Here is a 21,848-nt window from a genome sequence, read left to right on the forward strand (position 1 = left end):
TCCAGGATATGATTATTGCCCGGAGATTTTTCTATCCGTCATTCGTTTTAATATTCTTATCGATTCTTCTTTCAACCGTTTCTGCTCAACCCGGTAAAGGAGGGGAACGCGGTAAACCTCCCGGTTTTTTCGAAAAAGTATTTCTGTCCGACGGGGATTCAATCGATTGCTACCTCGCTTTCAGAATTCCGTTCGACAAGCTGATATTTGTTAAAAATGGCGACTTGTTTTCTTCAGGTGTAAAAATTGATCTGGAAATAATAAACCGGAACGGATTGATCGATAGAAAATCATATTCTAAAAGTACTGTGGCAATTAACTATGAAGAATCCAAATCAAAAAGCAGGTTCCTGGAAGGATTTATCAAAATCAAAATTGATGATGGCGACTATGTAATCTATCCTGTTATTCAGATCGGGAATGTTAAGGAATCTTTTAAGCTCGATTCTGTTTCGATCTCTGCCGGAGAGATTAAGAAAGGAAATCTGCTCCATCCGGTAATTGTTGAAAGTCTTCCGGATGAATGCATCAATAATGGATCGTATCGACTTGTAAATAATAGCAACAGCATTCCATTCGCACCTAACGACTATTTAATGATTATACCGTTGACCGGCAGCCCTGCTGAGGTTTATTCATTGAAAATTCTTCAGAAGGGGAAAACACTTTTTCATGAAGAGTCGGTAAAACCTGGAAACGGAAAATTATCGCTCTCATTCTGCAATGATGCGGTTGTTATCTCCGACTCAAATACAAATCGGAAAACAAATTATATAATTGTTAAAGGATTCAATAAAAAATTAGATGAAGGACCTGTTGAGATTATTATTGAATCAGACGGGAAAGAAGAAAAATTTAAAATGAGTGTTGATTGGCTGAATAAACCATTTACATTATTCAATCCGGTATTGTCTGCTGAATTGCTCGAAATTATTTACAGTCGCGAGGAATTACTGCCGATTCTTAAGAGCAGTAATGATGAAAAGTATGAGGCATTGATCGATTTCTGGGATAAGAAATTGCCCGGAAGGGAATATAGATTTAATGAATTGATGAACGAGTTTTATTCAAGGGCAGATTATGCTGCCCAGAATTTCAGTACTATCGCAAATCCTGCTGGGGCAAGAACCGATCGGGGAAAAATATATATAAGATTCGGAAGACCCGACGACATTAAACGTGATTATTCGTCCGGATACGGCACAGTCGAAATTTGGTATTACTATGATTTGAAAAAAGAGTTTATATTTACCGATAAAACTGGCCTTGGCAATTATATATTGAGTAAATAAATGGCACGCCTGGTTTTTACATGCGGCGATATCAACGGCATCGGTCCTGAGATATGCATTAAAACATTTAATAAAATTTTTAATCCAAGTAAAAGAGAAATTATTTTTCTCTGCCCCTCAGATGTATTCAAAAAAACTCTTAAAATAATTCCTCTTCATGCCGATTATCAGGTGATCTCCGATAAATCCGCCGGACTGATTGATTCTAAAAAAATAACAGTCATCGATCTCGGGAAATATAAACAGAGAATTGGTAAACCAACGGCATATTCCGGCCGGGCATCTTACAACGCAATTGTTGATGCGGTTAAACTCTGCAGGTCCGGCTTTGCGGACGCAATGATCACAGCCCCAATCTCAAAAACTGCTCTTCAGATCGCCGGTTTGAAATTTAAAGGTCATACCGGACTTTTAGCGTCTCTTACCGGAAGCAGAAATTACCTGATGGTTTTCCTGTCGGATGAAATGGTTTGCGGACTAACAACGATTCATGTACCGCTTAAAAGTGTCAGCAGACTGATTACTACAGGTCTACTGCGTGATACGATTAAGACGCTAAATGATTCTCTGGTTGGTGACCTCGGCTTCAGGAATCCTGAGATTGCTGTTCTCGGATTGAATCCTCATTCGGGAGAGGATGGACATCTTGGTAATGAAGAAGTCGATATAATCATGCCGGCTATTAAGTCTTTGAAAGGTATCAAGGTCAGGGGTCCATTTGTTCCGGATTCTTTTTTTGGCAAGCATCTTTATAAGAATTATGACGCTGTCCTTGGAATGTATCATGATCAGGTATTGATTCCCTTTAAGATGCTCAATTTCGAAAAAGGTGTGAATTATACGGCGGGTTTACCGATTATAAGAACCTCTCCTGATCACGGAACTGCATTTGATATTGCGGGAAAGGGAGTAGCCGACGAATCCAGTATGATCCAGGCAGTCCGCTGGGCAGAAAAAATTATTATCAATCGAAATAAAATCTGATGCCCTCCAGAATCTATTCGCATCTGGCCCCGGTCTACCCTCACTTAATGAGGTCTATTGATTATTCATTATGGTCCGACTTCATTCATTCCATCAGCCGGGAAATTAAAAGAAAAAGGATTTCAGTTCTTGAACTCGCATGCGGAAATGGTCTTATTGCAGGAACCCTGAATAAAAAATTCAAATACTACTGCGCAACAGATCTCTCGAAAGAGATGCTCGCGTGCTTCGGTGGAGTGGATAAAGTCTGCTGCGATATGCTGGCCCTTCCATTCAAGAAACAATTCGATTTTATTTTCTCAACATTCGACAGTGTGAATTATTTAACGAGCAGGCAGAGATTTATCCGGATGCTTAACCAGGCAGCTTTGTGTCTCGCACGGGATGGGATTTTTACATTCGATGTAAGTCTGGAGAATAACAGTAAGCTGTATCAGAAGTATTTGAACCGTAAAGGAACATACAACGGAATGAAGTTTCTTCAGAAGAGTTATTACGATGAAGCTAAACGGATTCATTACAATTATTTTGAATTGACTCTTGCTAATGGCAGTAAGGTTGAAGAAATTCATAAACAGAAAATATTCAGGTTCGAGGATTATTTCAGTTTTATTGATGATTCCGACTTCTATGTTTATAAGTGCAAAAAAGCGTTTTCGGAACAGGACGCTTCACCGGATTCCGAAAGAGCCCAATTCATACTTAAAAAGAGAAGGGGATGATGCTCATATTTAATCATGTAGATTTCAATTACCCTAACCAACCGGTTTTTACCGATCTTAATCTTCAGGTTGATCAGGGTGAATTCGTTTTTCTAATAGGTAAAAGCGGGGTTGGTAAAACTTCTCTGCTTCAGATGATTTATATGGATATTCTCCCTCAGTCCGGATATGTCCAGATAGGTGATTATTCTTCGGAATCAATCCGGCCGAAAGAACTTCCGTTCCTCAGGAGGAAAATAGGGATTGTGTTTCAGGACTTTCAGCTTCTGCCGGATAGAAACGTATATGATAATCTCGCGTTTGTACTTCAGTCTACCGGTTCTTCCGGAAGGTTGAATAAGAAAAAAATAATTAATGCCTTATCCGAAGTAGGATTGTCTCATAAACAGAGCAACATGCCGCATGAATTATCGGGCGGCGAAAAACAGCGTGTCGCAATAGCAAGAGCTATTATTAACGACCCCTTTATGCTTCTTGCCGATGAGCCGACCGGAAATCTTGATCCGGAAACGGCAGACGAAATTCTTGAAATCCTGAAGAAGATAAATGCTCGAGGTACGTCGGTAATTTTCGCTACGCATAATTATGATCTGGTAAGAAAATATAATGCGAAAATAATCCGTCTGGAAGGCGGTAAAGCGGTAAAGGTGTTATTGAAAAAGAAAGAGAGTTGAGTTAGTTAAGCTGCTTCAAAATCTCCTCTGTTACCTTCTCAATCGACATTGTCCCGTCTATCTCGATGATTGTAGCTTTGTCCTTGTAAAAATTGAAAACCGGTGCCGTCGTTTCGTGATAGACTTTTAGTCTTCTCCGGATAACCGATTCATCGTCATCTGCCCGTTTGTAATAACTGTTCTCAGCGCGGCAGACCGGGCAAATAAAATTCTCTTTTAATTCGCTGTTATTCAGGATGTTGCCGCATTTATTGCAGACCATCCTGTTTGTAAGCCGGTCGATTATTACCTCATCATCAGCATCTAACCTGATCAGGTAATGCCTTTCTATTTTTATTATTTTGAAAATATTCTCTAAAATTTCTGCCTGGTTTATTGTACGCGGGTATCCGTCGAGTATAAAACCGTTTCTGCATTTTTCATTGTTCAGTGTCTCTTTAATTATTCCGCCCATTATTTCATCGGGTACGAGTTCTCCTTTATCAACAATCTCCTTTGCCTTTTTCCCTAACTCGGACTGATTTTTAATTGCCTCTCTTAGTATATCTCCGGTTGAAATATGAGGGATATTAAGTCTGGACGCTAAAATCTTTGCTTGTGTCCCTTTCCCGACTCCAGGTGAACCAAAAATGATTATTTGCATATTATTAAAAATGGTTAGAGGATTAAAAAATATTTTACTGACCAAAGTTAAACAGATTTGATTTTATAGCCAAACTTAATTTCCAGGCTTAGGTTTATCCCTTTTTTTCTGAAAATAACTTTCGAGTAGAAACTTTGCCTCATCGGAATAGATCCCTGAATAAACGTTTGGCTTGTGATTATACTTCCCGCTTTCGATTATGTTGAAAAGGGAACCGCAAGCCCCGAATTTCGGCTCGAAAGCTCCAAAGTAGACATTTCTTATTCGGGCCAAAAGTATCGCCCCGGCACACATTACGCATGGCTCAACAGTTACGTATAAGTCGCAATTATCAAGGAACTTTGATTGCAGGTAGTTCGACGCTGCTGTTAGCGCTATCATTTCGGCATGGGCGGTCGGGTCTTTCAAGGTTTCTGTCTGATTAAAGCCGCGTCCAATAATTCTGTTCTCATATACAATAACAGCGCCGACCGGTACTTCTTCTACGGCTAAAGCGTTGTCAGCTTCCTGAAGCGCAGCATACATGTACTTATAGACTGTTTCATCGAATAACATAAGTCACTTTACAGAAATAATAAGATACTTTAATCAGATAGTTTTAAGATCAGGTTTTAGTTCTTACCGGGTTTTCCGAACAGTTATTCCCGAAATCTGTACGCCCGTAGGGACTCGAACCCCAAACCGTCTGATCCGAAGTCAGATGCTCTATCCAATTGAGCTACGGGCGCATGCAAAAAAACAAAAAAAATGTAGACTTGAGAAGAAACTCAACTCTACATTTACAATAAATTCTTTATTCTGTACACCTGTAGGGATTCGAACCCCAAACCTTCTGATCCGTAGTCAGATGCTCTATCCAATTGAGCTACAGGTGCATTCAAAAAAACGATTTTTTCAAACTTTTCTTAACAGCAAATTGAACATTCCAGACATTCGTTACACTAAGTGTCTTAATAGTGTCTTAATTTTTTCCGTCCAATTTGCTTCGCAAATACTCGAAATTAGTCTTAATATAATTCTCAGAAGTTCTAATATCCGTATGGTCTAAAATATCCTTTATCGATTTAATATCCAAACCCGCCTTACCAAATTCAGTTGCTGCGGTATGACGTAAATGATGGAATTTATAATGCTTGGAGATCCTTTTCTCCTCAGTCAGCTTTGTTATGCCGTAGCCGAACTTATGGGAAATTGTACTCTCGTTCAATTTGGTAAACCGTCCTACAAAATACTCCTTATACCCGCAGCCCAGCAGGAACTCCTCCAGCGCCTTATAGATCGGAATTACGAAGTCCCTATCCGCTTTCACATTTCTGGCCTGAATAAGTCGCCTGGGCATATCTATGCTCATTGGAGCGCATATGGTCGACCGTCTGAACCCGGTCAGCAGGGCAAACTCAATTATCCTGTAAAACAGGGGATCATTCTCCGCAAAATACTTCCGGATTTCTATTAGGTCCATTTCGTCAATCGGTTTCGGTTTCTCTTTTATTCTTATTGCAGTAATCGGATTCTTCCGGATATACTCATTCTTAACGAAGTAATTGAATACGGCGAACACATTCCTGGTAATTATTCCTTTAGAAGCCTCCGCAAAATCATTCTTTTCCAGGTAGCGTATTAATGCCTCATAATCGAAGATGGTATACTCATCAATCCGTTTTTCACCCGCAGCCGTTATAAAATGCTCTACGGCGTTTTTATAAGAACTCTCGGACGATTTTTTCAGGCTTCTTACGCTCAGGTAATGCTTAAGGCCGATTGATAGAGGAGGGGAGACCTTTATATTAAAAATCACCTTCTCATTCTGTTTTGCTTCTATTAGTTTTACGAAATGTTCCGCATCTCTGCGGTTGCGGCATTTTGTTGAAATGTCTTTTCTCACCCCGTCAAGCACAAACTTATAATGCCAATAAGGTGAATTCCTCCCCTTATAAAGCGTTCCCATTATTTTAACTTTAGCTTACGTTCGAGGACCGATACCCTTTCCCTTAATTCGCCTAATTCTTTGGCCATGTTGAACACCATCAAATCCGTTGATTCTTTTCCCCCGCCACTACCATTAATGATATTACGATTGCTGTGATCATTAATAACTATACCGTATTTCTCCAACTCTTTAATGAATTTACGACTAGGGTTTTTGAGTTTGTTTGACAAGTTTCCCTCAGATATTCCTAGTTTATCTGCTAATTCCCTTTGAGTCGCGAATTTCTCTAGTATTAAGTCGACCAGCTGATCTTTCGTTAAATCTACAAAAGATAAATTTTTACTTCCCATATCTTGCAATTACTTTCGATTTTATTTATATTACTTTCGATTATTATAATTATACTATATCTATATGGAAACTAAACATTTATTTTCTATAAGTCAAGAAAATTTAATTACTTTAAGTCAAGAAAATTTAATACATCTTCACCTTAAAAGACTTCACAAAAGCCAGACCTGGCTTGCTAAAAGACTCAGCACCAGAAAAAGGAAATACTATCAGCCCGAAATCAGCCGCGCTCTTGCCGGCAGGGATCCTCTACTCCTTCAGAAGATCGTCGATTTCTTCAGCAAATAATTGCTTTACATATATATGAATAAGATCCTTATTTCAAGGAATAGGGCTATTCAATTACTCGATACTAATTCCTATATCTTTAAGAACTTCATCTCCCCGGAACTCGAGTTTGTCAGAATCGGCGAACGCGAGAAAGTAGTCTTTCAATCCCTCCAGGATTATATCGACCGCAATAAGCATAAACCCGAAAATTTCACCTCTCAAATCTCAGCACCTGACCGTACCCCTCAGTCTATCTGTCTTCAGTTCTGCTCTTCAAAAACATCTAAAAAAGTGAGGATCAACCTTGAAAAATAACATCGAGTACTATTGTCATTATGCAAATTCTCATAACCATCCTAAGTTCAAACTCCTCCGACTCAAATACGGCTGGGCTGGAGAGGGGAGATTTTGGGCGCTCAATAATATCATCGCCGGATCCGATAACTGCATCCTTAACCTCAATAAAAAATACGTGGTGGCGTCAGTTTCGTCAGATCTTGGTATGAGCATAGAGGAATTTCAGGAGTTTATTTCTTACCTGATCAAGGAATGTGAATTACTGATTGATATTGATGGGAATGTTTCTACTGAAAACGTACGCGAAACTTTTAAGGAGGTAATGAAACAGCGTGTCCGAAATAAGGAAAACCGCGAAAAAGCCATCTTAAGCAAAAACGAACTTAAGCTTATTAGACCAACCTGATTTGTCGTTACAAAAAAACCTGTCCCAAACACGTTCTTTTTAACAAAGAAAGAAAGAGAGAAAGAAAGATAGATAATAGGAAACCATCTAAAATGTGGGTAGAATGACACTATTCAATATTTACAAAATTTGCAATCCATATTGGTTAAAATTCTTGATTATATTTTCCCTTCTTAATATTTTAAACTTAACGGCTCATTAATATTACATTTCAATTTGATCGAATTATTTTGTTTTTGAATAAACTACCTATCCGCAGTTTTAAAATAAAAAACCCCCGTTAAAGGACGAGGGCAACCTAAATGTTTTCACAACGGAATAATCCTTATTGTGATTTGCTTCAAAATGTTTCGTTGCAAACATAAAAAATATTTTTGAATATCAAAAGGAATTTTTAAGATGAAAAAAATATTAGGTCTTGATCTTGGCGTATCCTCAATTGGCTGGGCTCTTATTGATGAAGATGATAAAGAGATTCTTGGTGTTGGCTGTAGAATAGTTCCATTGTCTACTGATGATAAAGATGAATTTGTTAAAGGAAATGCAATTTCTAAAAATCAAAAGCGCACTCTAAAAAGATCCCAGAGACGTGGATATGATCGATATCAATTGCGAAGAAAATATCTACTTGAAGTGTTAAAACAAAATGGTATGGTTCCTGATCAAACGTTAGTTAAACTGTCTAAACTTGATCTCTGGAACATTAGAGCTAAAGCTGTGAATGAAAAGTTAACATTAAGTCAGCTTGGCAGAGTTCTTTTACATCTGAATCAAAAACGTGGTTATAAAAGTAGTAGAAGCGATTCCAATCTGGATAAAAAGGATACAGAATATGTCGCAAATGTTAAATCCCGTTATGAACAGCTTAAAGAAATGGGTTTGACTATCGGTCAATATTTATTCCGGGAACTTTCCCAGAATCAGTACTTTAGAATAAAAGAACTTGTCTACCCACGCGAAGCTTATATTCAAGAATTTACTTCCATTATCAGAAAACAAAGGGAATTTTATCCAGAAATATTAACAGATGAATTGATCTTAAAAATTAAAGATGAAATCATCTACTATCAGCGTGGACTTAAATCTCAAAAAAACCTTGTTTCTGTTTGTGATTATGAAGGGTCTTGGAAAAAGGTTCAAAACAATGGAAAAGAAAAAGAGGTATTTATTGGTCCTAAAGTAGCTCATCGGTCTTCACCTCTATTCCAAGTTATTAAAATTTGGGAAACAATAAACAATATCCAGATAAGGAAAAAAGATGGTATCTATTTTGAAATTACATTGGAAAAGAAAAAAGAATTATTCAATTATCTAGATAACAACGAAAATTTAACTTATTCTGAATTATTAAAAATTCTTGAATTAAAAAAGGATGAAGTCTACAGTAACAAAATGCTTACTAAAGCAAAAGGTCTGCAGGGCAACATTACAAAAAATTCTATATTAAGTTGCTTCAATAATATTGATGATCATAGTCACTTATTGAAACTTGATATAGTAATAGAACAGAAAAATGATGATGGATTTCTTGTAGATAAAAAAAATGGTGAGATTCTAAAATCAAAACCAAAAAAAATAATTTCTGTTGAAGTTGAGAAGCAGCCTTTATTCAAATTGTGGCATACCATTTATTCAATCTCTGAAAAAGAAGAATGTATCAATGCACTTATAAAGAATTTCAATCTCCCAGAGGATGTCGCCCTTAAATTAGCAAACTTAGATTTCTCAAAATATGGGTATAGTAATAAATCTCATAAAGCGATAAGAAAAATACTCCCATATTTAATGGAAGGAGATATGCTTTATGATTCCTGTTCGTATGCCGGATATTACCATGTACTATCAATAACTAAAGAAGAAAACCATAAAAGAAAGCTGAAAGACAAACTCGAACTTTTAACCAAAAATAGTCTTCGTCAACCCATAGTTGAAAAAATCCTCAATCAAATGATCAACCTCATCAATTCACTTATTACTAAGTATGGTAAACCTGATGAAATCCGTATTGAACTCGCTAGGGAACTTAAACAGACCAAAGATGAACGATACGATACATATAAGTATTTGGACAAAAGAGAAAAAGAAAACGAACAAATTGCAAAAGAACTTGAAGAGTATGGTCTTCGCGCTACTCGCAATAATATTATTAAATGGCGTTTATATCATGAAATTTCTGAAGATGGGAAAAAACAAAATGCTATATGTATTTATTGCGGTCAACCTATCTCTTTTTCTGCGGCTATTTCTGGTGAAGAAGTTGAAGTTGAGCATATAATCCCACGTTCAAAACTATTTGATGATTCTCAAAGTAATAAAACATTAGCTCACCGTAAATGTAATTCGAATAAAAAAGAACAGACCGCTTTCGATTTTATGAAATCAAAATCTGAACAAGAGTTTAATGATTATCTTGAAAGAATTAACACACTTTACAAAAATAAAATCATTGGTAAAACCAAGAGAGATAAATTATTAATGCCAATTGATAAAATACCTGCTGACTTTATTAATAGACAACTTCGGGAAACTCAATATATCAGTAGAAAAGCCAGGGAAATTCTACAATCAATTTGTCATAATGTTTGGGTTACTAGTGGATCAGTTACATCAGAACTTCGATATTTTTGGGGGTGGGATACAGTTATTGAAAATCTTCGTTTACCTCAGTTTCGAAATCTCGGCTTAACCCAATTGGAAGAAATAAACGACAAAAATTCCAAGATTAAAAGAGAAAAGATTATTGGTTGGTCCAAGAGAGATGATCACCGCCATCATGCGGTCGATGCTCTTACTATAGCCTCTACCAAACAGGGATTTATTCAACGAATTAATAATCTAAATAGTGATAATATCCGCAATGAGATGATGCGAAATATTGAAAGTTCAAAGTTAGAGTTTAATAAAAACAATACTCTATTAGAAAACTATCTTATATCACAAAAACCTTTTACAACAGAGCAGGTTCAATCCGTAATCTCTAAGGTTCTTATATCTATTAAACCTGGTAAAAAAGTTGCTTCCTTTGGTCAACGGAAAATTAAAAAGGGTGGTAAGAAAATTATTGCACAATCAGGTATCATTATTCCAAGAGGTCCTCTAAGCGAAGAAAGTGTCTACGGAAAAATAAAAGTTATTGAGAAAGAGAAACCAATTAAATATTTATTCGAAAATCCTCACCTTATTTTTAAACCATACATAAAGAAATTAATTGAAGATCGGCTTTATCAATTTGATAATGATCCTTATGAAGCAATAAAATCTCTTAAAAGTAATCCAATATTTCTTGATCCAGAAAATAAAATTAAACTCATGTATGCCTCATGTTTTAAGGACGAAATTGTAATTAAAAAGGATTTACAAACCTTGACTAAGCCACAGATAGGAAAAATTGTTGATCCCAGCATTCGTAAAAAATTATTTGATCGCTTAGAACAATTTAATGGTAATGTTAAAGAGGCATTAAAAGATTTGGAAAATAATCCTATCTATCAAAATGAAGAGAAAAAAATCCCAGTAAAATCTGTAAGATGTTTTACTGGTTCTGAGGTAATTGAACCAATCCGAAAAAATGAAAAGGGTGTTGATATTAGTTTTGTTAAACCGGGTAATAATCATCACATTGCGCTTTATTATGATGAAAACAATAAAATTCAAATGCACGTGTGTACTTTTTGGCATGCAGTTGAAAGAAAAAAATATGGACTACCTATTGTAATTAAAAATCCTTCTAGTGTCGTTGATACAGTTTTAGAGTATCCTGAGTTGTATCCTGAAAGTTTCCTTGAAAAGCTTCCCGATGGCAAATGGTCTTTCATTCAAAGTTTTCAACAAAACGAAATGTTTGTTCTTGGGTTGTCTAAAGAGGCTTTTGAAGAGGCACTTTCTTCCAATGATTATCAATTAATTAGCGATAACCTTTTTAGGGTTCAAAAGCTTTCCACAACAGGTTATTTTGTTGTATTTAGACATCATTTATCCGTTTCGGCTGATACTCCATATGAAATGATCGGCTTTTCTTCTTTCCAGGATTTTACTGGTATTAAAGTTTCTATAAACAATTTGGGTCTTATTCAATAATATGATAAAGCGTACTTTATATTTCAGCAACCCAGTATATCTTTCGAAAAAGAATGAACAGCTCTATTTTAATTTTCCGGATCAGAAAGAAAATGAAAAAAGATCTGAAATCTTGAACCAAGCTCCTATTGAAGATTTGGGTATTGTCGTTTTAGATCATCAACAAATAACTATTACTCATGGGCTTCTTTCATCTTTGATCAATAATAATACTGCCGTCATAACGTGCGATTCCTCCCACATGCCAAATGGTCTTTTTTACCACTTTCTGGTAATACGGAACAGAATGAAAGATTCCGTGAACAAATAAATTCCTCAGAACCTCTTAAAAAACAACTCTGGCAACAAACAGTTACTGCTAAAATTAATAACCAATTGTCAGTCCTTAAGAAAAATAAAGTTCCTATCAATAACATGGTAACCTGGGCTAAAAAGGTCAGAAGCGGGGATCCGGATAATTATGAGGGAAGAGCTGCTGCTTACTACTGGAAAAATATCTTTAAGCAGATACCCGATTTTATTCGTGACCGTTATGGCGAACCACCAAATAACCTGCTTAATTATGGTTATGCAATTCTAAGAGCTGTGACTGCGCGTTCACTTGTCGGATCTGGTTTGCTACCTACATTAGGTATTCATCATTCTAATAAATATAATGCTTATTGTTTAGCAGATGATATTATGGAACCCTATAGACCCTTTGTTGATCTTTTAATTAAATATATTATCGATAATGGTGAAGATTTTTATGAATTAACACCTTCCATTAAAAAGCAACTTCTAGAGATTCCCACTTTAGATGTCATTATAAATGATGAACGAAGCCCACTTATGGTTGCATTGCAGAAAACTACTGCATCTTTATCAAAGTGCTTTTCTCAACAATTAAGAAAAATTTTATATCCTATACTTAATTAAAAATATTATGAGATTTAGCGAATATAGAATTATGTGGATTTTAGTATTTTTCGATTTACCTACTGAAACTCCAAAAGAAAGAAAATCATATACTCGCTTTCGTAAAGAATTAATGAAAGATGGTTTTTCTATGTTTCAATTCTCTATTTATGTAAGGCATTGCAGTAGTCGGGAAAATAAGAATGTCCATGTAAAAAGAGTTAGGCAATTACTACCTGAAAAAGGGCATGTTGGAATTCTATCTGTTACTGATAAACAGTTTAGCATGATGGAAATATTTTATGGTAAGAAAAAGGAAAGTGGTTTTGTTGAACCCCACCAGCTTGAATTATTCTAAATAATAAGGAACCTTTTAGTTGGGCTCCTCATTTTTTTAATCCTAAAACCCCCATAAGTTATTGTAATTAAATGACATCTTAAGACCTACCTTGGTTTTAAGATTGTCAAAAAACATTTTGAAAGCAAATCACAACTCCGTCCCATTCGGTTATCTTACTTCCCTGCTTGGTTTTAAGATTGTCAAAAAACATTTTGAAAGCAAATCACAACCCTATCGGCTCTCGACATACCTCTGCTTCGCTTGGTTTTAAGATTGTCAAAAAACATTTTGAAAGCAAATCACAACACAAAAAGAAAAATGGTGATAAGGATGACGCTTGGTTTTAAGATTGTCAAAAAACATTTTGAAAGCAAATCACAACCCGCAAGGAATAACAGGAATAATATGATTACTTGGTTTTAAGATTGTCAAAAAACATTTTGAAAGCAAATCACAACCAATAACTCAACAGGGACTATCTCTCTGCCCTTGGTTTTAAGATTGTCAAAAAACATTTTGAAAGCAAATCACAACTAAGTAAAAGTAAGGGATTGTCAAGTAAAACTTGGTTTTAAGATTGTCAAAAAACATTTTGAAAGCAAATCACAACCGAAAGAAGAAGGAAGAAAGAGTTAGAGCTTGGTTTTAAGATTGTCAAAAAACATTTTGAAAGCAAATCACAACTTGGTACAAAAGGCAACCATCCCGGCTCAACTTGGTTTTAAGATTGTCAAAAAACATTTTGAAAGCAAATCACAACTGATCGAGCTATTGTTTCAAAACTGAATGACTTGGTTTTAAGATTGTCAAAAAACATTTTGAAAGCAAATCACAACAAGAAATGAGAATGAGAGAGAAGAGAAAGCTTGGTTTTAAGATTGTCAAAAAACATTTTGAAAGCAAATCACAACGAAGTCGGTATAGTAATAATTGACGGCTTCTTGGTTTTAAGATTGTCAAAAAACATTTTGAAAGCAAATCACAACGCAGCCGGGAGTGCGTTATACAGCTTCTTCTTGGTTTTAAGATTGTCAAAAAACATTTTGAAAGCAAATCACAACCCATTTCATTAGTGTGTTTCTATGAATATTCTTGGTTTTAAGATTGTCAAAAAACATTTTGAAAGCAAATCACAACTGCTTCGTTTTCTTCCGAAACTTTTGCCATCTTGGTTTTAAGATTGTCAAAAAACATTTTGAAAGCAAATCACAACCACGGAATGTAAAGCTCGTACTGCGCGTACTTGGTTTTAAGATTGTCAAAAAACATTTTGAAAGCAAATCACAACATTAGATCCTGTGCAAACTCATCATCTTTGCTTGGTTTTAAGATTGTCAAAAAACATTTTGAAAGCAAATCACAACTGATCGTAGATGATCATAAACCTGTCCCGGCTTGGTTTTAAGATTGTCAAAAAACATTTTGAAAGCAAATCACAACGTTTGAAGAAGAGTAGAGAAGCGAGAAAGACTTGGTTTTAAGATTGTCAAAAAACATTTTGAAAGCAAATCACAACCATCAGCTTATCAACAATAGTGCGTATTTCTTGGTTTTAAGATTGTCAAAAAACATTTTGAAAGCAAATCACAACTCACAAAGTGATTTCCATATTTTTTGATGTCTTGGTTTTAAGATTGTCAAAATACATTTTGAAAGCAAATCACAACTAGGAGTGGCTCTGCGTATAAGCCTCTAACTTGGTTTTAAGATTGTCAAAAAACATTTTGAAAGCAAATCACAACTCCAATCCCATACAGGTCGCTGATCGCACCCTTGGTTTTAAGATTGTCAAAAAACATTTTGAAAGCAAATCACAACTCGAGGCATATAACGGCTCGACTTGGGATACTTGGTTTTAAGATTGTCAAAAAACATTTTGAAAGCAAATCACAACTCACAAAGTGATTTCCATATTTTTTGATGTCTTGGTTTTAAGATTGTCAAAAAACATTTTGAAAGCAAATCACAACTGCCTGGCCGGAGAATCCCTGCTTAATTGCTTGGTTTTAAGATTGTCAAAAAACATTTTGAAAGCAAATCACAACTGTTTTTGTTGCTAATCCGGCAAGGATCACTTGGTTTTAAGATTGTCAAAAAACATTTTGAAAGCAAATCACAACACATACGCAATCGTGTAACTTTGCTTTCTGCTTGGTTTTAAGATTGTCAAAAAACATTTTGAAAGCAAATCACAACGTAAGGTTTGCCGTGTTCTTTTATCATAAACTTGGTTTTAAGATTGTCAAAAAACATTTTGAAAGCAAATCACAACTACTGCTTAATCTTTTCAATCATTTTGTCTTGGTTTTAAGATTGTCAAAAAACATTTTGAAAGCAAATCACAACAGTTAGTTCAATGGGGTTATATTTGAGATTCTTGGTTTTAAGATTGTCAAAAAACATTTTGAAAGCAAATCACAACCAGGAGACTTATTAATGTCCACAGTATTTGCTTGGTTTTAAGATTGTCAAAAAACATTTTGAAAGCAAATCACAACAACTTATCAGTAATCATAATTATCTGTTATCTTGGTTTTAAGATTGTCAAAAAACATTTTGAAAGCAAATCACAACAAAGTGAAGATAAAAAAGAAATTAAGGTTGCTTGGTTTTAAGATTGTCAAAAAACATTTTGAAAGCAAATCACAACCGGTAGTTTCAAGAAGTGTATTTAGTTCTCTTGGTTTTAAGATTGTCAAACCTGTCCCGTTCATTTTACGGGAAAACATTTTGAAAGCAAATCACAACCCGTCGTCCTCAAACCTGTTGCCTATATCCTTGGTTTTAAGATTGTCAAACCTGTCCCGTTCCTTTTACGGGAAAACATTTTGAAAGCAAATCACAACTAATCGGCTTCACGACGGTCAAGAATCCTACTTGGTTTTAAGATTGTCAAAAAACATTTTGAAAGCAAATCACAACAGGCAGGTATATCTTTACCGATAATGGTCCCTTGGTTTTAAGATTGTCAAACCTGTCCCGTTCCTTTTACGGGAAAACATTTTGAAAGCAAATCACAACTTTATTATCTCAGTTTTTTGTTTGACTAGGTCATAATTGAGTGACCACCTGATTTTTGCTCCATGCAATTCTTTTTGTAAAAAAACTATGAAAAACCTCTAAAATTGAATATAATTAAGCTCGATTATGAATTGTCTGAATGCATTATAATTCAGACTTTTTTTTAATTGACAATGACTTCATGATTTTTATATTTTAAGTAACTTCAAAACGAGATAATCTCTTTCTTTTACAAATGGAACATATTTTAGATTTGTTATGTCTAAGTCATATTATTGAAATAGATCAGGTTTTTTAATTTATGTATAATCAAAGAACTAAAAAATTTACATTCAATTATAAAAAGGCAATTGCTTCATTGCTGTATGTAAGCAATAGCGTACATAATTTATACAACATAATGAAAGTTTTTTATTTTGCTGATAAATTGCATTTAAGTAAGTATGGAAGATTTATGTTTGGCGAAACATATGTTGCCATGCCTAAAGGTCATGTACCAAGTACGATATATGATATGATCAAATTTATTCGAGGTGATGGTTCGAAGGAATTTGATCCAGAATTAAAAAAATCAATTATTGTAGATGGAAATAAAATTAAGGCTATTCAACCAGCAAATTTAGATTATTTAAGTCCTTCAGAAATTGAATGTCTTAACAATGCAATTGATGAATTTGGGAAGTTGAATCATTCATTAGTCTTTTTCAAATCTCATAAAGACCATGCATATAAGGTCACTCCGGTAAATAGTGATATTGCTATTGATGATATCGTCGATTCTCTTGATAATAAAAATACTATAAAAGAGTATCTCAATAATTTATACGAATAATGCCATTCTCGTTTTCACCCGGAGATATAATCTATTTAGAAGAAGTTCCATATACGGATCACCCAAAATATCATTTAGTCCTTTCGGTTTCTGACGATATGTTTTTTATAATTAATTCTAATATTAATAAAACTGTTGCTGTTAATACTCAATTCCTTAATTGTCAGGTTAAGTTATCTAAAAATCCGCATAATAGTTATATGCCCAAAGAAGAATCGTATATTGCATGCCATCAATTGGCACCAGATTTATTTTCCGGCGACATCGAAGCAAAAATCAAAGCCGGTAAAGGTGAAATAAAAGGTAAACTCGATAAGTCAACATTGGAACAGGTAATAAATACAGTTATAAATCATGGCGCGCATACTCTTTCACCATATGAACGAAGAATAATAGAGGAGAATCTCAAATCAGTATTAAGTTGATTTTATTTTTACTATTCACATTCAGTCAAAATTCTATAATCACTTGCCTGTAAATTATACCTCTTATTAAAATACTCCTCCGTAAACCTTATACCCATGTCGTAAAGCGTTTTGTCACGCTGTACGGTTTCCTCAATAACACTCTCTTTCTTTGTCAGCTTTATCCTCGGACCAATATCCAGTCCGTAATTAATCTTAACATAATAATCGAACAGGGTGTTCAGACTCTTCTCAATCAGCTTTTTATCCCGCACACCCATAAACTCAAGCATTTCACGATGCGTTTCAGCTGCTTTATAAGATCCCACTTTACCGATATCCAGTGTCAGGGTTTCCGTTAGAATTACCTTCGAGATTTCCGAATTATAATGCGTAATTATGTTCGAAAACAATCCGCCCACTTCATACTTTACAGATTCCTTAAACTCGATTGGTATATCGTCCCTGAACGCCGCCACGTTATTCTCTGTTATTTCGGTCAGCTTATTCACCAACTCGTCTATCTGCGCGTCTGTAAAAGTGCTCGGATACCTCGCAAGGAAGTATGGAGTCCCGAATTTCTCAGCCATCAATTGCCAGTATTCAATAGCAGCCCTCTTAAAAATCACAGGCCAGTAGCATTTCGATAAAAGCTTCTCGCCGTATGGATTCGTGTACTTCGGATTATTTCTAGTAATAATGAATTTATACTCAGGAAGTTTCTCACCCACTTCATATATGTAATAAAATCCTGCTCTTGAACCTGATCTTGCTCTTAACCTCAGTATGTTATCGCTGTCATAAATAAACCACTCCTGCGGTTTCTCCTCCAGCTCGACGGGAACTATCTTGCCGTTTATTTTCTTATACTCAATCTCAGCAACCTCATACCCGTACAGAATGCAGTCTAAAAGCTGACTCGCTATTTTCTGCAGATCCAGGTTTCTGGTAATCTCAATCGCTTCTTTTTTAATCTCCTCATTCTCGTATTGTATTTCCCAGCCCATCTGCATCACCTGCATTTTACGTTGAGTAATAGCCGCCGATAAATGCCCGTCCCTGACAAGATCCCGTAGAATCTCATAATCGTATCCATTCTCTGCAAGAATCTTATCCGGATCCGGCAGATATCCGTTTACATTCACGTCCATCTTCTTTCGCGAGACAAATATTTTCAGCAAATGCTGCACCTTTTTCAATATCGATTCTTTCATCTAATATTTCTCCTAAATCTTAAATATTTTTTATTCTTTTGTTGACCTCAAATAAATTGCGACAAAAAATTTGATGAGCGGAATGTTAAGCAGAAATTGCTGTTTGACGATCCCGCTTTCCATTAACTATTTAGAAAAAAGAGCGGGGGAGGAGTTCAATTTCTGCAATGCAGCGAATCAAATTTTAGCAATTTATTTGCAGTCTTGAACTTTTGCTTCTTTTCTTTCAAGAGAAAAGAAGAGCAAAGTAATTACAATATGAATTTCATAACCTCTACCTATTAGGTCTATACTTAAAATATTTCTCACTCTTCACTTTTTTACTGACTATAATGTTCTCGCGGAATTCCAAATTCCGCGACTTTATGTAATTCAGAAACTGTGTCGCCGCATCTACCTGATCGTCATACTCTCCGTTTGGAAATTCTTCAAGTTCATCCAGAAAACTTTTAATCCAATTGCTGTTTCCTTTCAGTTTCACCTTACCCGCTTCTATTATCGGAGTAATTGAATGCACCCTTGCAAGCTTGTCTTTATCCGGTTTTATCGGTTTAACTGGAATCCTCGTTTCCCTTTGAATCTCCTGAATTAAGCTTATGCCGCTCGATTTATCCTCTATCAGAATTTCATTCGGCCCGTAAGTGTTAAACAATTCCACAGCTTTCTTTTTAAGCTCCGGAAATTCTACCCGGCCTCTCCATACATCTTCCAGATAATAACCCTCATTCGTTACAATCCAGGTCTGGCATACGGAATAGTCATTCTCTTCTTTCTCTTTGAACGCTGTATCCCAGCTCTGTATCGAGGCCACAAATCTCTTGCTGTTAAGGTCATGTTCTTCATAATATCCGAACCATTCTCTTTTTATTATTCTTTCGGTCAGCTGATCTATGAACTCCGCATAAACTTCCTGATCGCGAAGGGCAGGGGAGACTTCCTTTTCATACTCTTCAAGTTCTTTTTTATCAATCATCGGATTGTCGTAGGAAGTATATCTATAACTTTTCCATCCCTCTTTACCCTCAGCTTCATAGTTGAATAATTCATAGAATAGGTGTGTTTCATCGCCGGATTTTTTCCCCTTCGGTGTACCGCCGATAATCGCTCTTGCCTTCTTCTCAAACATCATAGGCCTAATCGATTCTTCCCACAATCTTCTGTTCTTCAAAATTATCCCGGCTTCATTAAGCATCACTAGATCATATCCGAATCCCTCTATATTCTCCGGTCTGTCCGCACTCCTGAAATCGCAGTATGATTTACACAGATATAAAATCGACTGTGTTTTATGGAACGTATTAATAATTTTAGGAAACTCTTTTAACAATGGCATAAAGTATCTTTCTATATATCTTGTAATGTTCGAGTATGTTGTGTCAACCCATAAAGCAGCTAAACTATTACGAATCATTTCATGGATTAGAAAAAAAGTCATCCCTTTAGTTAATCCAAACCGTCTTCCTTTGGCAACTACCTTAACTCTAGATTCATCACCATAAAATATTTCTTTCTGCTTTTCATGCATCTTCAACTCAATAAACAGTTTGCAATTATCCATTATTATTAAACCCTGAACCTTTCCTAGCATCCAGATAATAAGTTCTCCAAAATTTTAGATTCGACCTTAAAAAAATTGCGTATAGAAATTTGACGAACGGAATGAAAAGCAGAAATTGCTGTCTGACGATCCCGCTTTCATAAACTATTTATAAAAAGTGCGGGGGAGGAGTTCAATTTCTGCCATGAAGTGAATCAAATTTCAGCAATTTTTTTGCAGTCTTGATCTTTTGGTTCTTTTGTATCAAGACAAAAGAACGAATTAATAATTTTTTCATACCTTATTTTTTTCAATCCTATACTAGTTACATTTATTAATTGTTAAGTAAATGATTCTACTTATCGAAATCATGAATTGTTGTTACTTTCAAAGTGATATCAAAAGGCTTTTTATAATTCTCATCAAACAATCTGTGATAATTACCCAATAACTTTAACGCCTCAATTTTGTTATGAAGTTTTATATTCTTCCGTTTACCTTCTTTAGTTTCAGAAATCCTTATCTCTGCTATCGCACCCATCAGCTCCCTCGGTATTTCAGTTTCACTCCGTAAGATTATATCATCATCTGTTATCTCGGCATAATCAGTAATCCGTGAAAATGCCACTATTGCCAATTCCCTAATTATCTTCTCTTGGTCGTTTTTATGCCCGTCATAAATCCTCTCCAATTCTCTGCTTATTTCCTGTCTGATGTAAGGTTTTGTAAGGTTCTCATATGCCGTCTGACGGGCAGTCTTCTTTGAATATCCCGCCCTTACCGCGGCCTGAGTACCGTTGAAATCCTTCAAATATTCCTCAATAAAAAGCCTCTGCTTTCCCGTTATTTTAACCGTTATTCCCATTCTTTCGATAAACTTTATTAAAATATATAAAATATTAATAAAACTATTGCATATATCAAAAGTATTTATTAAAATTAATTAAGTAAACCAAAACTTTTATAAAGAGAATGCAAAATGACCCGTCCGCGAAAATCTGCCGAATCCGTGTTCATCCGCGTTCTATTATTTCTCCCGCTATTTTTGTGTCTCATTTAAGGGGTTAATCAATGAAAATCGGCATAATTAACATTTTCGACTCCATTTCCACCTTCGGCATCTCCTCCAAAAAAATCCTGGCAATCCTTTCCGACTTCAAGGAAAAGAACATCACTGAAATAGAAGTACGCATCAACTCCGCGGGCGGATCGCTGTTCGAAGGATTCTCAATCTTTAATCAGCTTAGGGATTTCGGAAACGTTCACACGGTCGTCGACGGCGTTGCCGCCTCAGCCGCCTCTCTAATCGCACTTGCCGGCAGTAAAGTTTCGGTCTATAAGAACTCCTATCTCTTCATTCACAATCCCTGGTCTCTTGCGATAGGTGATCATAACGATATGGAATCCGCTTCCGAGGATCTCAAGAAGTTTACTCAGACTATCATAGATCTCTATAAATCCAAAACTGGTTTATCCGAAGAGGAACTGAAGGACTTCTGTACTAAAAACACTTTCCTAAATTCTGATGAATGCCTCAGCTACGGGTTTGCCGATGATGTGATTGATAATTATCCTATCAAAAAGTTTGTCGCCCTCAGCTCTCAGATATTCGATCCGGAAGATCTTGCCGCCTCAGAATCAGAAGGTTTAAATGAATCCGGTACTTACCAGAACGATATTAACCAGAAGCTCCTAACGCTCGGCAATTCTATTTCTTCGCTTCAGAACAATATTGACCAGCTGAATTCTCTAATGAATCTTTCCGATGAAGAAAGAAAAATTCTCTCCGATAAGGAAATCTTCGCAAAACTCTCGAATCCGGAACCATCCTATTTTGCGTTTTCTGCAGAATCCGGCTTAACGGAAATACTTAACTCAAAGCTTAATGACGGTAAGTTCACACCGGCGTTTGTAAAATCATTCTCGGAATTATTAAACTCAATTTCCAATATTCCAT

At 35.7% G+C, this 21,848-nt stretch carries 20 protein-coding genes, 2 tRNA genes and 1 CRISPR repeat array; of the genes, 12 read left to right on the forward strand and 10 right to left on the reverse strand.

Annotated elements, in window-relative coordinates; translation table 11 throughout:
- Positions 1 to 8 precede the first annotated feature (8 nt).
- Genes PLZ15_14060 through PLZ15_14075 form a run of 4 tightly spaced genes read left to right on the forward strand, consistent with a single transcriptional unit; the run spans position 9 to position 3,672 of the window.
- Complete coding sequence (locus PLZ15_14060) at positions 9 to 1,292, forward strand: GWxTD domain-containing protein (protein ID HOI30868.1); 1,284 nt, start codon at positions 9 to 11, stop codon at positions 1,290 to 1,292.
- A complete protein-coding gene (pdxA, locus tag PLZ15_14065) occupies positions 1,293 to 2,276 on the forward strand; it encodes a 4-hydroxythreonine-4-phosphate dehydrogenase PdxA (protein ID HOI30869.1) in 984 nt (327 codons plus the stop codon).
- The gene (locus PLZ15_14070) at positions 2,276 to 2,998 is read left to right on the forward strand and encodes a class I SAM-dependent methyltransferase (protein ID HOI30870.1); all 723 of its coding nucleotides are present in this window, start codon (positions 2,276 to 2,278) and stop codon (positions 2,996 to 2,998) included. Before pdxA ends, PLZ15_14070 begins: the two co-directional genes overlap by 1 nt.
- Positions 2,995 to 3,672: an ATP-binding cassette domain-containing protein gene (locus tag PLZ15_14075; GenBank protein ID HOI30871.1), complete on the forward strand. Its 678-nt coding sequence runs from the start codon at positions 2,995 to 2,997 to the stop codon at positions 3,670 to 3,672. Before PLZ15_14070 ends, PLZ15_14075 begins: the two co-directional genes overlap by 4 nt.
- A gap of 1 nt (position 3,673) precedes the next feature.
- Here the strand turns inward: PLZ15_14075 and PLZ15_14080 are convergent, their stop codons facing one another.
- The 6 genes from PLZ15_14080 to PLZ15_14105 all read right to left on the reverse strand — a co-directional run bounded on the left by PLZ15_14080 (position 3,674) and on the right by PLZ15_14105 (position 6,595).
- The gene (locus PLZ15_14080; protein HOI30872.1) at positions 3,674 to 4,315 is read right to left on the reverse strand and encodes an adenylate kinase; all 642 of its coding nucleotides are present in this window, start codon (positions 4,313 to 4,315) and stop codon (positions 3,674 to 3,676) included.
- Positions 4,316 to 4,390: 75 nt separating this feature from the next.
- Entirely contained in the window at positions 4,391 to 4,870 is a 480-nt protein-coding gene (locus PLZ15_14085) for a nucleoside deaminase (GenBank protein ID HOI30873.1), read from the reverse strand.
- A gap of 99 nt (positions 4,871 to 4,969) precedes the next feature.
- A tRNA-Arg gene (locus tag PLZ15_14090) sits at positions 4,970 to 5,043 on the reverse strand.
- 73 nt (positions 5,044 to 5,116) lie between these two features.
- Positions 5,117 to 5,190 (reverse strand) — tRNA-Arg (locus PLZ15_14095).
- Positions 5,191 to 5,276: 86 nt separating this feature from the next.
- The gene (locus PLZ15_14100; protein ID HOI30874.1) at positions 5,277 to 6,263 is read right to left on the reverse strand and encodes a tyrosine-type recombinase/integrase; all 987 of its coding nucleotides are present in this window, start codon (positions 6,261 to 6,263) and stop codon (positions 5,277 to 5,279) included.
- Positions 6,263 to 6,595, reverse strand: coding sequence for a hypothetical protein (locus PLZ15_14105; GenBank protein HOI30875.1), 333 nt, complete (start codon positions 6,593 to 6,595; stop codon positions 6,263 to 6,265). The genes PLZ15_14100 and PLZ15_14105 overlap by 1 nt, the downstream gene beginning before the upstream one ends.
- Positions 6,596 to 6,659: 64 nt before the next feature.
- On the opposite strand from PLZ15_14105, the gene PLZ15_14110 reads away from it, so the two are divergent.
- Positions 6,660 to 6,884, forward strand: a complete 225-nt coding sequence (locus tag PLZ15_14110) for a hypothetical protein (GenBank protein ID HOI30876.1) — start codon at positions 6,660 to 6,662, stop codon at positions 6,882 to 6,884.
- A gap of 54 nt (positions 6,885 to 6,938) precedes the next feature.
- Here the strand turns inward: PLZ15_14110 and PLZ15_14115 are convergent, their stop codons facing one another.
- Positions 6,939 to 7,088 carry a hypothetical protein gene (locus tag PLZ15_14115; GenBank protein ID HOI30877.1) on the reverse strand — a complete coding sequence of 50 codons (150 nt, stop codon included), beginning with the start codon at positions 7,086 to 7,088 and terminating at the stop codon, positions 6,939 to 6,941.
- A gap of 82 nt (positions 7,089 to 7,170) precedes the next feature.
- On the opposite strand from PLZ15_14115, the gene PLZ15_14120 reads away from it, so the two are divergent.
- The 6 genes from PLZ15_14120 to PLZ15_14145 all read left to right on the forward strand — a co-directional run bounded on the left by PLZ15_14120 (position 7,171) and on the right by PLZ15_14145 (position 17,161).
- Positions 7,171 to 7,569: a DUF4373 domain-containing protein gene (locus PLZ15_14120; protein HOI30878.1), complete on the forward strand. Its 399-nt coding sequence runs from the start codon at positions 7,171 to 7,173 to the stop codon at positions 7,567 to 7,569.
- 399 nt (positions 7,570 to 7,968) lie between these two features.
- Positions 7,969 to 11,646, forward strand: coding sequence for a type II CRISPR RNA-guided endonuclease Cas9 (cas9, locus tag PLZ15_14125; GenBank protein HOI30879.1), 3,678 nt, complete (start codon positions 7,969 to 7,971; stop codon positions 11,644 to 11,646).
- A gap of 225 nt (positions 11,647 to 11,871) precedes the next feature.
- Positions 11,872 to 12,564 carry a type II CRISPR-associated endonuclease Cas1 gene (gene cas1 / locus PLZ15_14130; protein ID HOI30880.1) on the forward strand — a complete coding sequence of 231 codons (693 nt, stop codon included), beginning with the start codon at positions 11,872 to 11,874 and terminating at the stop codon, positions 12,562 to 12,564.
- 7 nt (positions 12,565 to 12,571) lie between these two features.
- Positions 12,572 to 12,901 (forward strand): CRISPR-associated endonuclease Cas2, encoded by a 330-nt coding sequence (cas2, locus tag PLZ15_14135; protein ID HOI30881.1) that lies wholly within the window; start codon positions 12,572 to 12,574, stop codon positions 12,899 to 12,901.
- Between the two features lie 90 nt (positions 12,902 to 12,991).
- Positions 12,992 to 14,625: a CRISPR direct-repeat array (repeat unit 46 nt; unit sequence CTTGGTTTTAAGATTGTCAAAAAACATTTTGAAAGCAAATCACAAC).
- 1,679 nt (positions 14,626 to 16,304) lie between these two features.
- On the forward strand, positions 16,305 to 16,736 hold the full coding sequence (locus PLZ15_14140) for a Panacea domain-containing protein (protein HOI30882.1): 432 nt from the start codon (positions 16,305 to 16,307) through the stop codon (positions 16,734 to 16,736).
- Positions 16,736 to 17,161, forward strand: a complete 426-nt coding sequence (locus tag PLZ15_14145) for a hypothetical protein (protein ID HOI30883.1) — start codon at positions 16,736 to 16,738, stop codon at positions 17,159 to 17,161. The genes PLZ15_14140 and PLZ15_14145 overlap by 1 nt, the downstream gene beginning before the upstream one ends.
- A gap of 11 nt (positions 17,162 to 17,172) precedes the next feature.
- Here the strand turns inward: PLZ15_14145 and PLZ15_14150 are convergent, their stop codons facing one another.
- From PLZ15_14150 to PLZ15_14160, 3 genes are all read right to left on the reverse strand, one after another.
- A complete protein-coding gene (locus tag PLZ15_14150; protein ID HOI30884.1) occupies positions 17,173 to 18,354 on the reverse strand; it encodes a DUF935 family protein in 1,182 nt (393 codons plus the stop codon).
- Between the two features lie 274 nt (positions 18,355 to 18,628).
- Positions 18,629 to 19,942, reverse strand: coding sequence for a phage terminase large subunit (terL, locus tag PLZ15_14155; protein HOI30885.1), 1,314 nt, complete (start codon positions 19,940 to 19,942; stop codon positions 18,629 to 18,631).
- A 304-nt stretch (positions 19,943 to 20,246) separates the two neighbouring features.
- Positions 20,247 to 20,756, reverse strand: coding sequence for a terminase small subunit (locus PLZ15_14160; GenBank protein ID HOI30886.1), 510 nt, complete (start codon positions 20,754 to 20,756; stop codon positions 20,247 to 20,249).
- Positions 20,757 to 20,962: 206 nt separating this feature from the next.
- Here PLZ15_14160 and PLZ15_14165 point away from each other — a divergent pair.
- A partial coding sequence (locus tag PLZ15_14165) for a Clp protease ClpP (GenBank protein ID HOI30887.1) occupies positions 20,963 to 21,848 on the forward strand: 886 nt, incomplete at its 3' end.

The organism is Melioribacteraceae bacterium (genome assembly GCA_035362835.1).
GTDB lineage: Bacteria > Bacteroidota > Ignavibacteria > Ignavibacteriales > Melioribacteraceae > DSXH01.

Bases quoted from the DNA above. Each gene is read 5' to 3' on its own strand.
- PLZ15_14060 (HOI30868.1), top strand. From the start codon at position 9: ATGATTATTGCCCGGAGATTTTTCTATCCGTCATTCGTTTTAATATTC.
- pdxA (HOI30869.1), top strand. From the start codon at position 1,293: ATGGCACGCCTGGTTTTTACATGCGGCGATATCAACGGCATCGGTCCT.
- PLZ15_14070 (HOI30870.1), top strand. From the start codon at position 2,276: ATGCCCTCCAGAATCTATTCGCATCTGGCCCCGGTCTACCCTCACTTA.
- PLZ15_14075 (HOI30871.1), top strand. From the start codon at position 2,995: ATGATGCTCATATTTAATCATGTAGATTTCAATTACCCTAACCAACCG.
- PLZ15_14080 (HOI30872.1), bottom strand. From the start codon at position 4,315: ATGCAAATAATCATTTTTGGTTCACCTGGAGTCGGGAAAGGGACACAA.
- PLZ15_14085 (HOI30873.1), bottom strand. From the start codon at position 4,870: ATGTTATTCGATGAAACAGTCTATAAGTACATGTATGCTGCGCTTCAG.
- PLZ15_14100 (HOI30874.1), bottom strand. From the start codon at position 6,263: ATGGGAACGCTTTATAAGGGGAGGAATTCACCTTATTGGCATTATAAG.
- PLZ15_14105 (HOI30875.1), bottom strand. From the start codon at position 6,595: ATGGGAAGTAAAAATTTATCTTTTGTAGATTTAACGAAAGATCAGCTG.
- PLZ15_14110 (HOI30876.1), top strand. From the start codon at position 6,660: ATGGAAACTAAACATTTATTTTCTATAAGTCAAGAAAATTTAATTACT.
- cas9 (HOI30879.1), top strand. From the start codon at position 7,969: ATGAAAAAAATATTAGGTCTTGATCTTGGCGTATCCTCAATTGGCTGG.
- cas2 (HOI30881.1), top strand. From the start codon at position 12,572: ATGAGATTTAGCGAATATAGAATTATGTGGATTTTAGTATTTTTCGAT.
- PLZ15_14140 (HOI30882.1), top strand. From the start codon at position 16,305: ATGAAAGTTTTTTATTTTGCTGATAAATTGCATTTAAGTAAGTATGGA.
- PLZ15_14145 (HOI30883.1), top strand. From the start codon at position 16,736: ATGCCATTCTCGTTTTCACCCGGAGATATAATCTATTTAGAAGAAGTT.
- PLZ15_14150 (HOI30884.1), bottom strand. From the start codon at position 18,354: ATGAAAGAATCGATATTGAAAAAGGTGCAGCATTTGCTGAAAATATTT.
- terL (HOI30885.1), bottom strand. From the start codon at position 19,942: ATGCTAGGAAAGGTTCAGGGTTTAATAATAATGGATAATTGCAAACTG.
- PLZ15_14160 (HOI30886.1), bottom strand. From the start codon at position 20,756: ATGGGAATAACGGTTAAAATAACGGGAAAGCAGAGGCTTTTTATTGAG.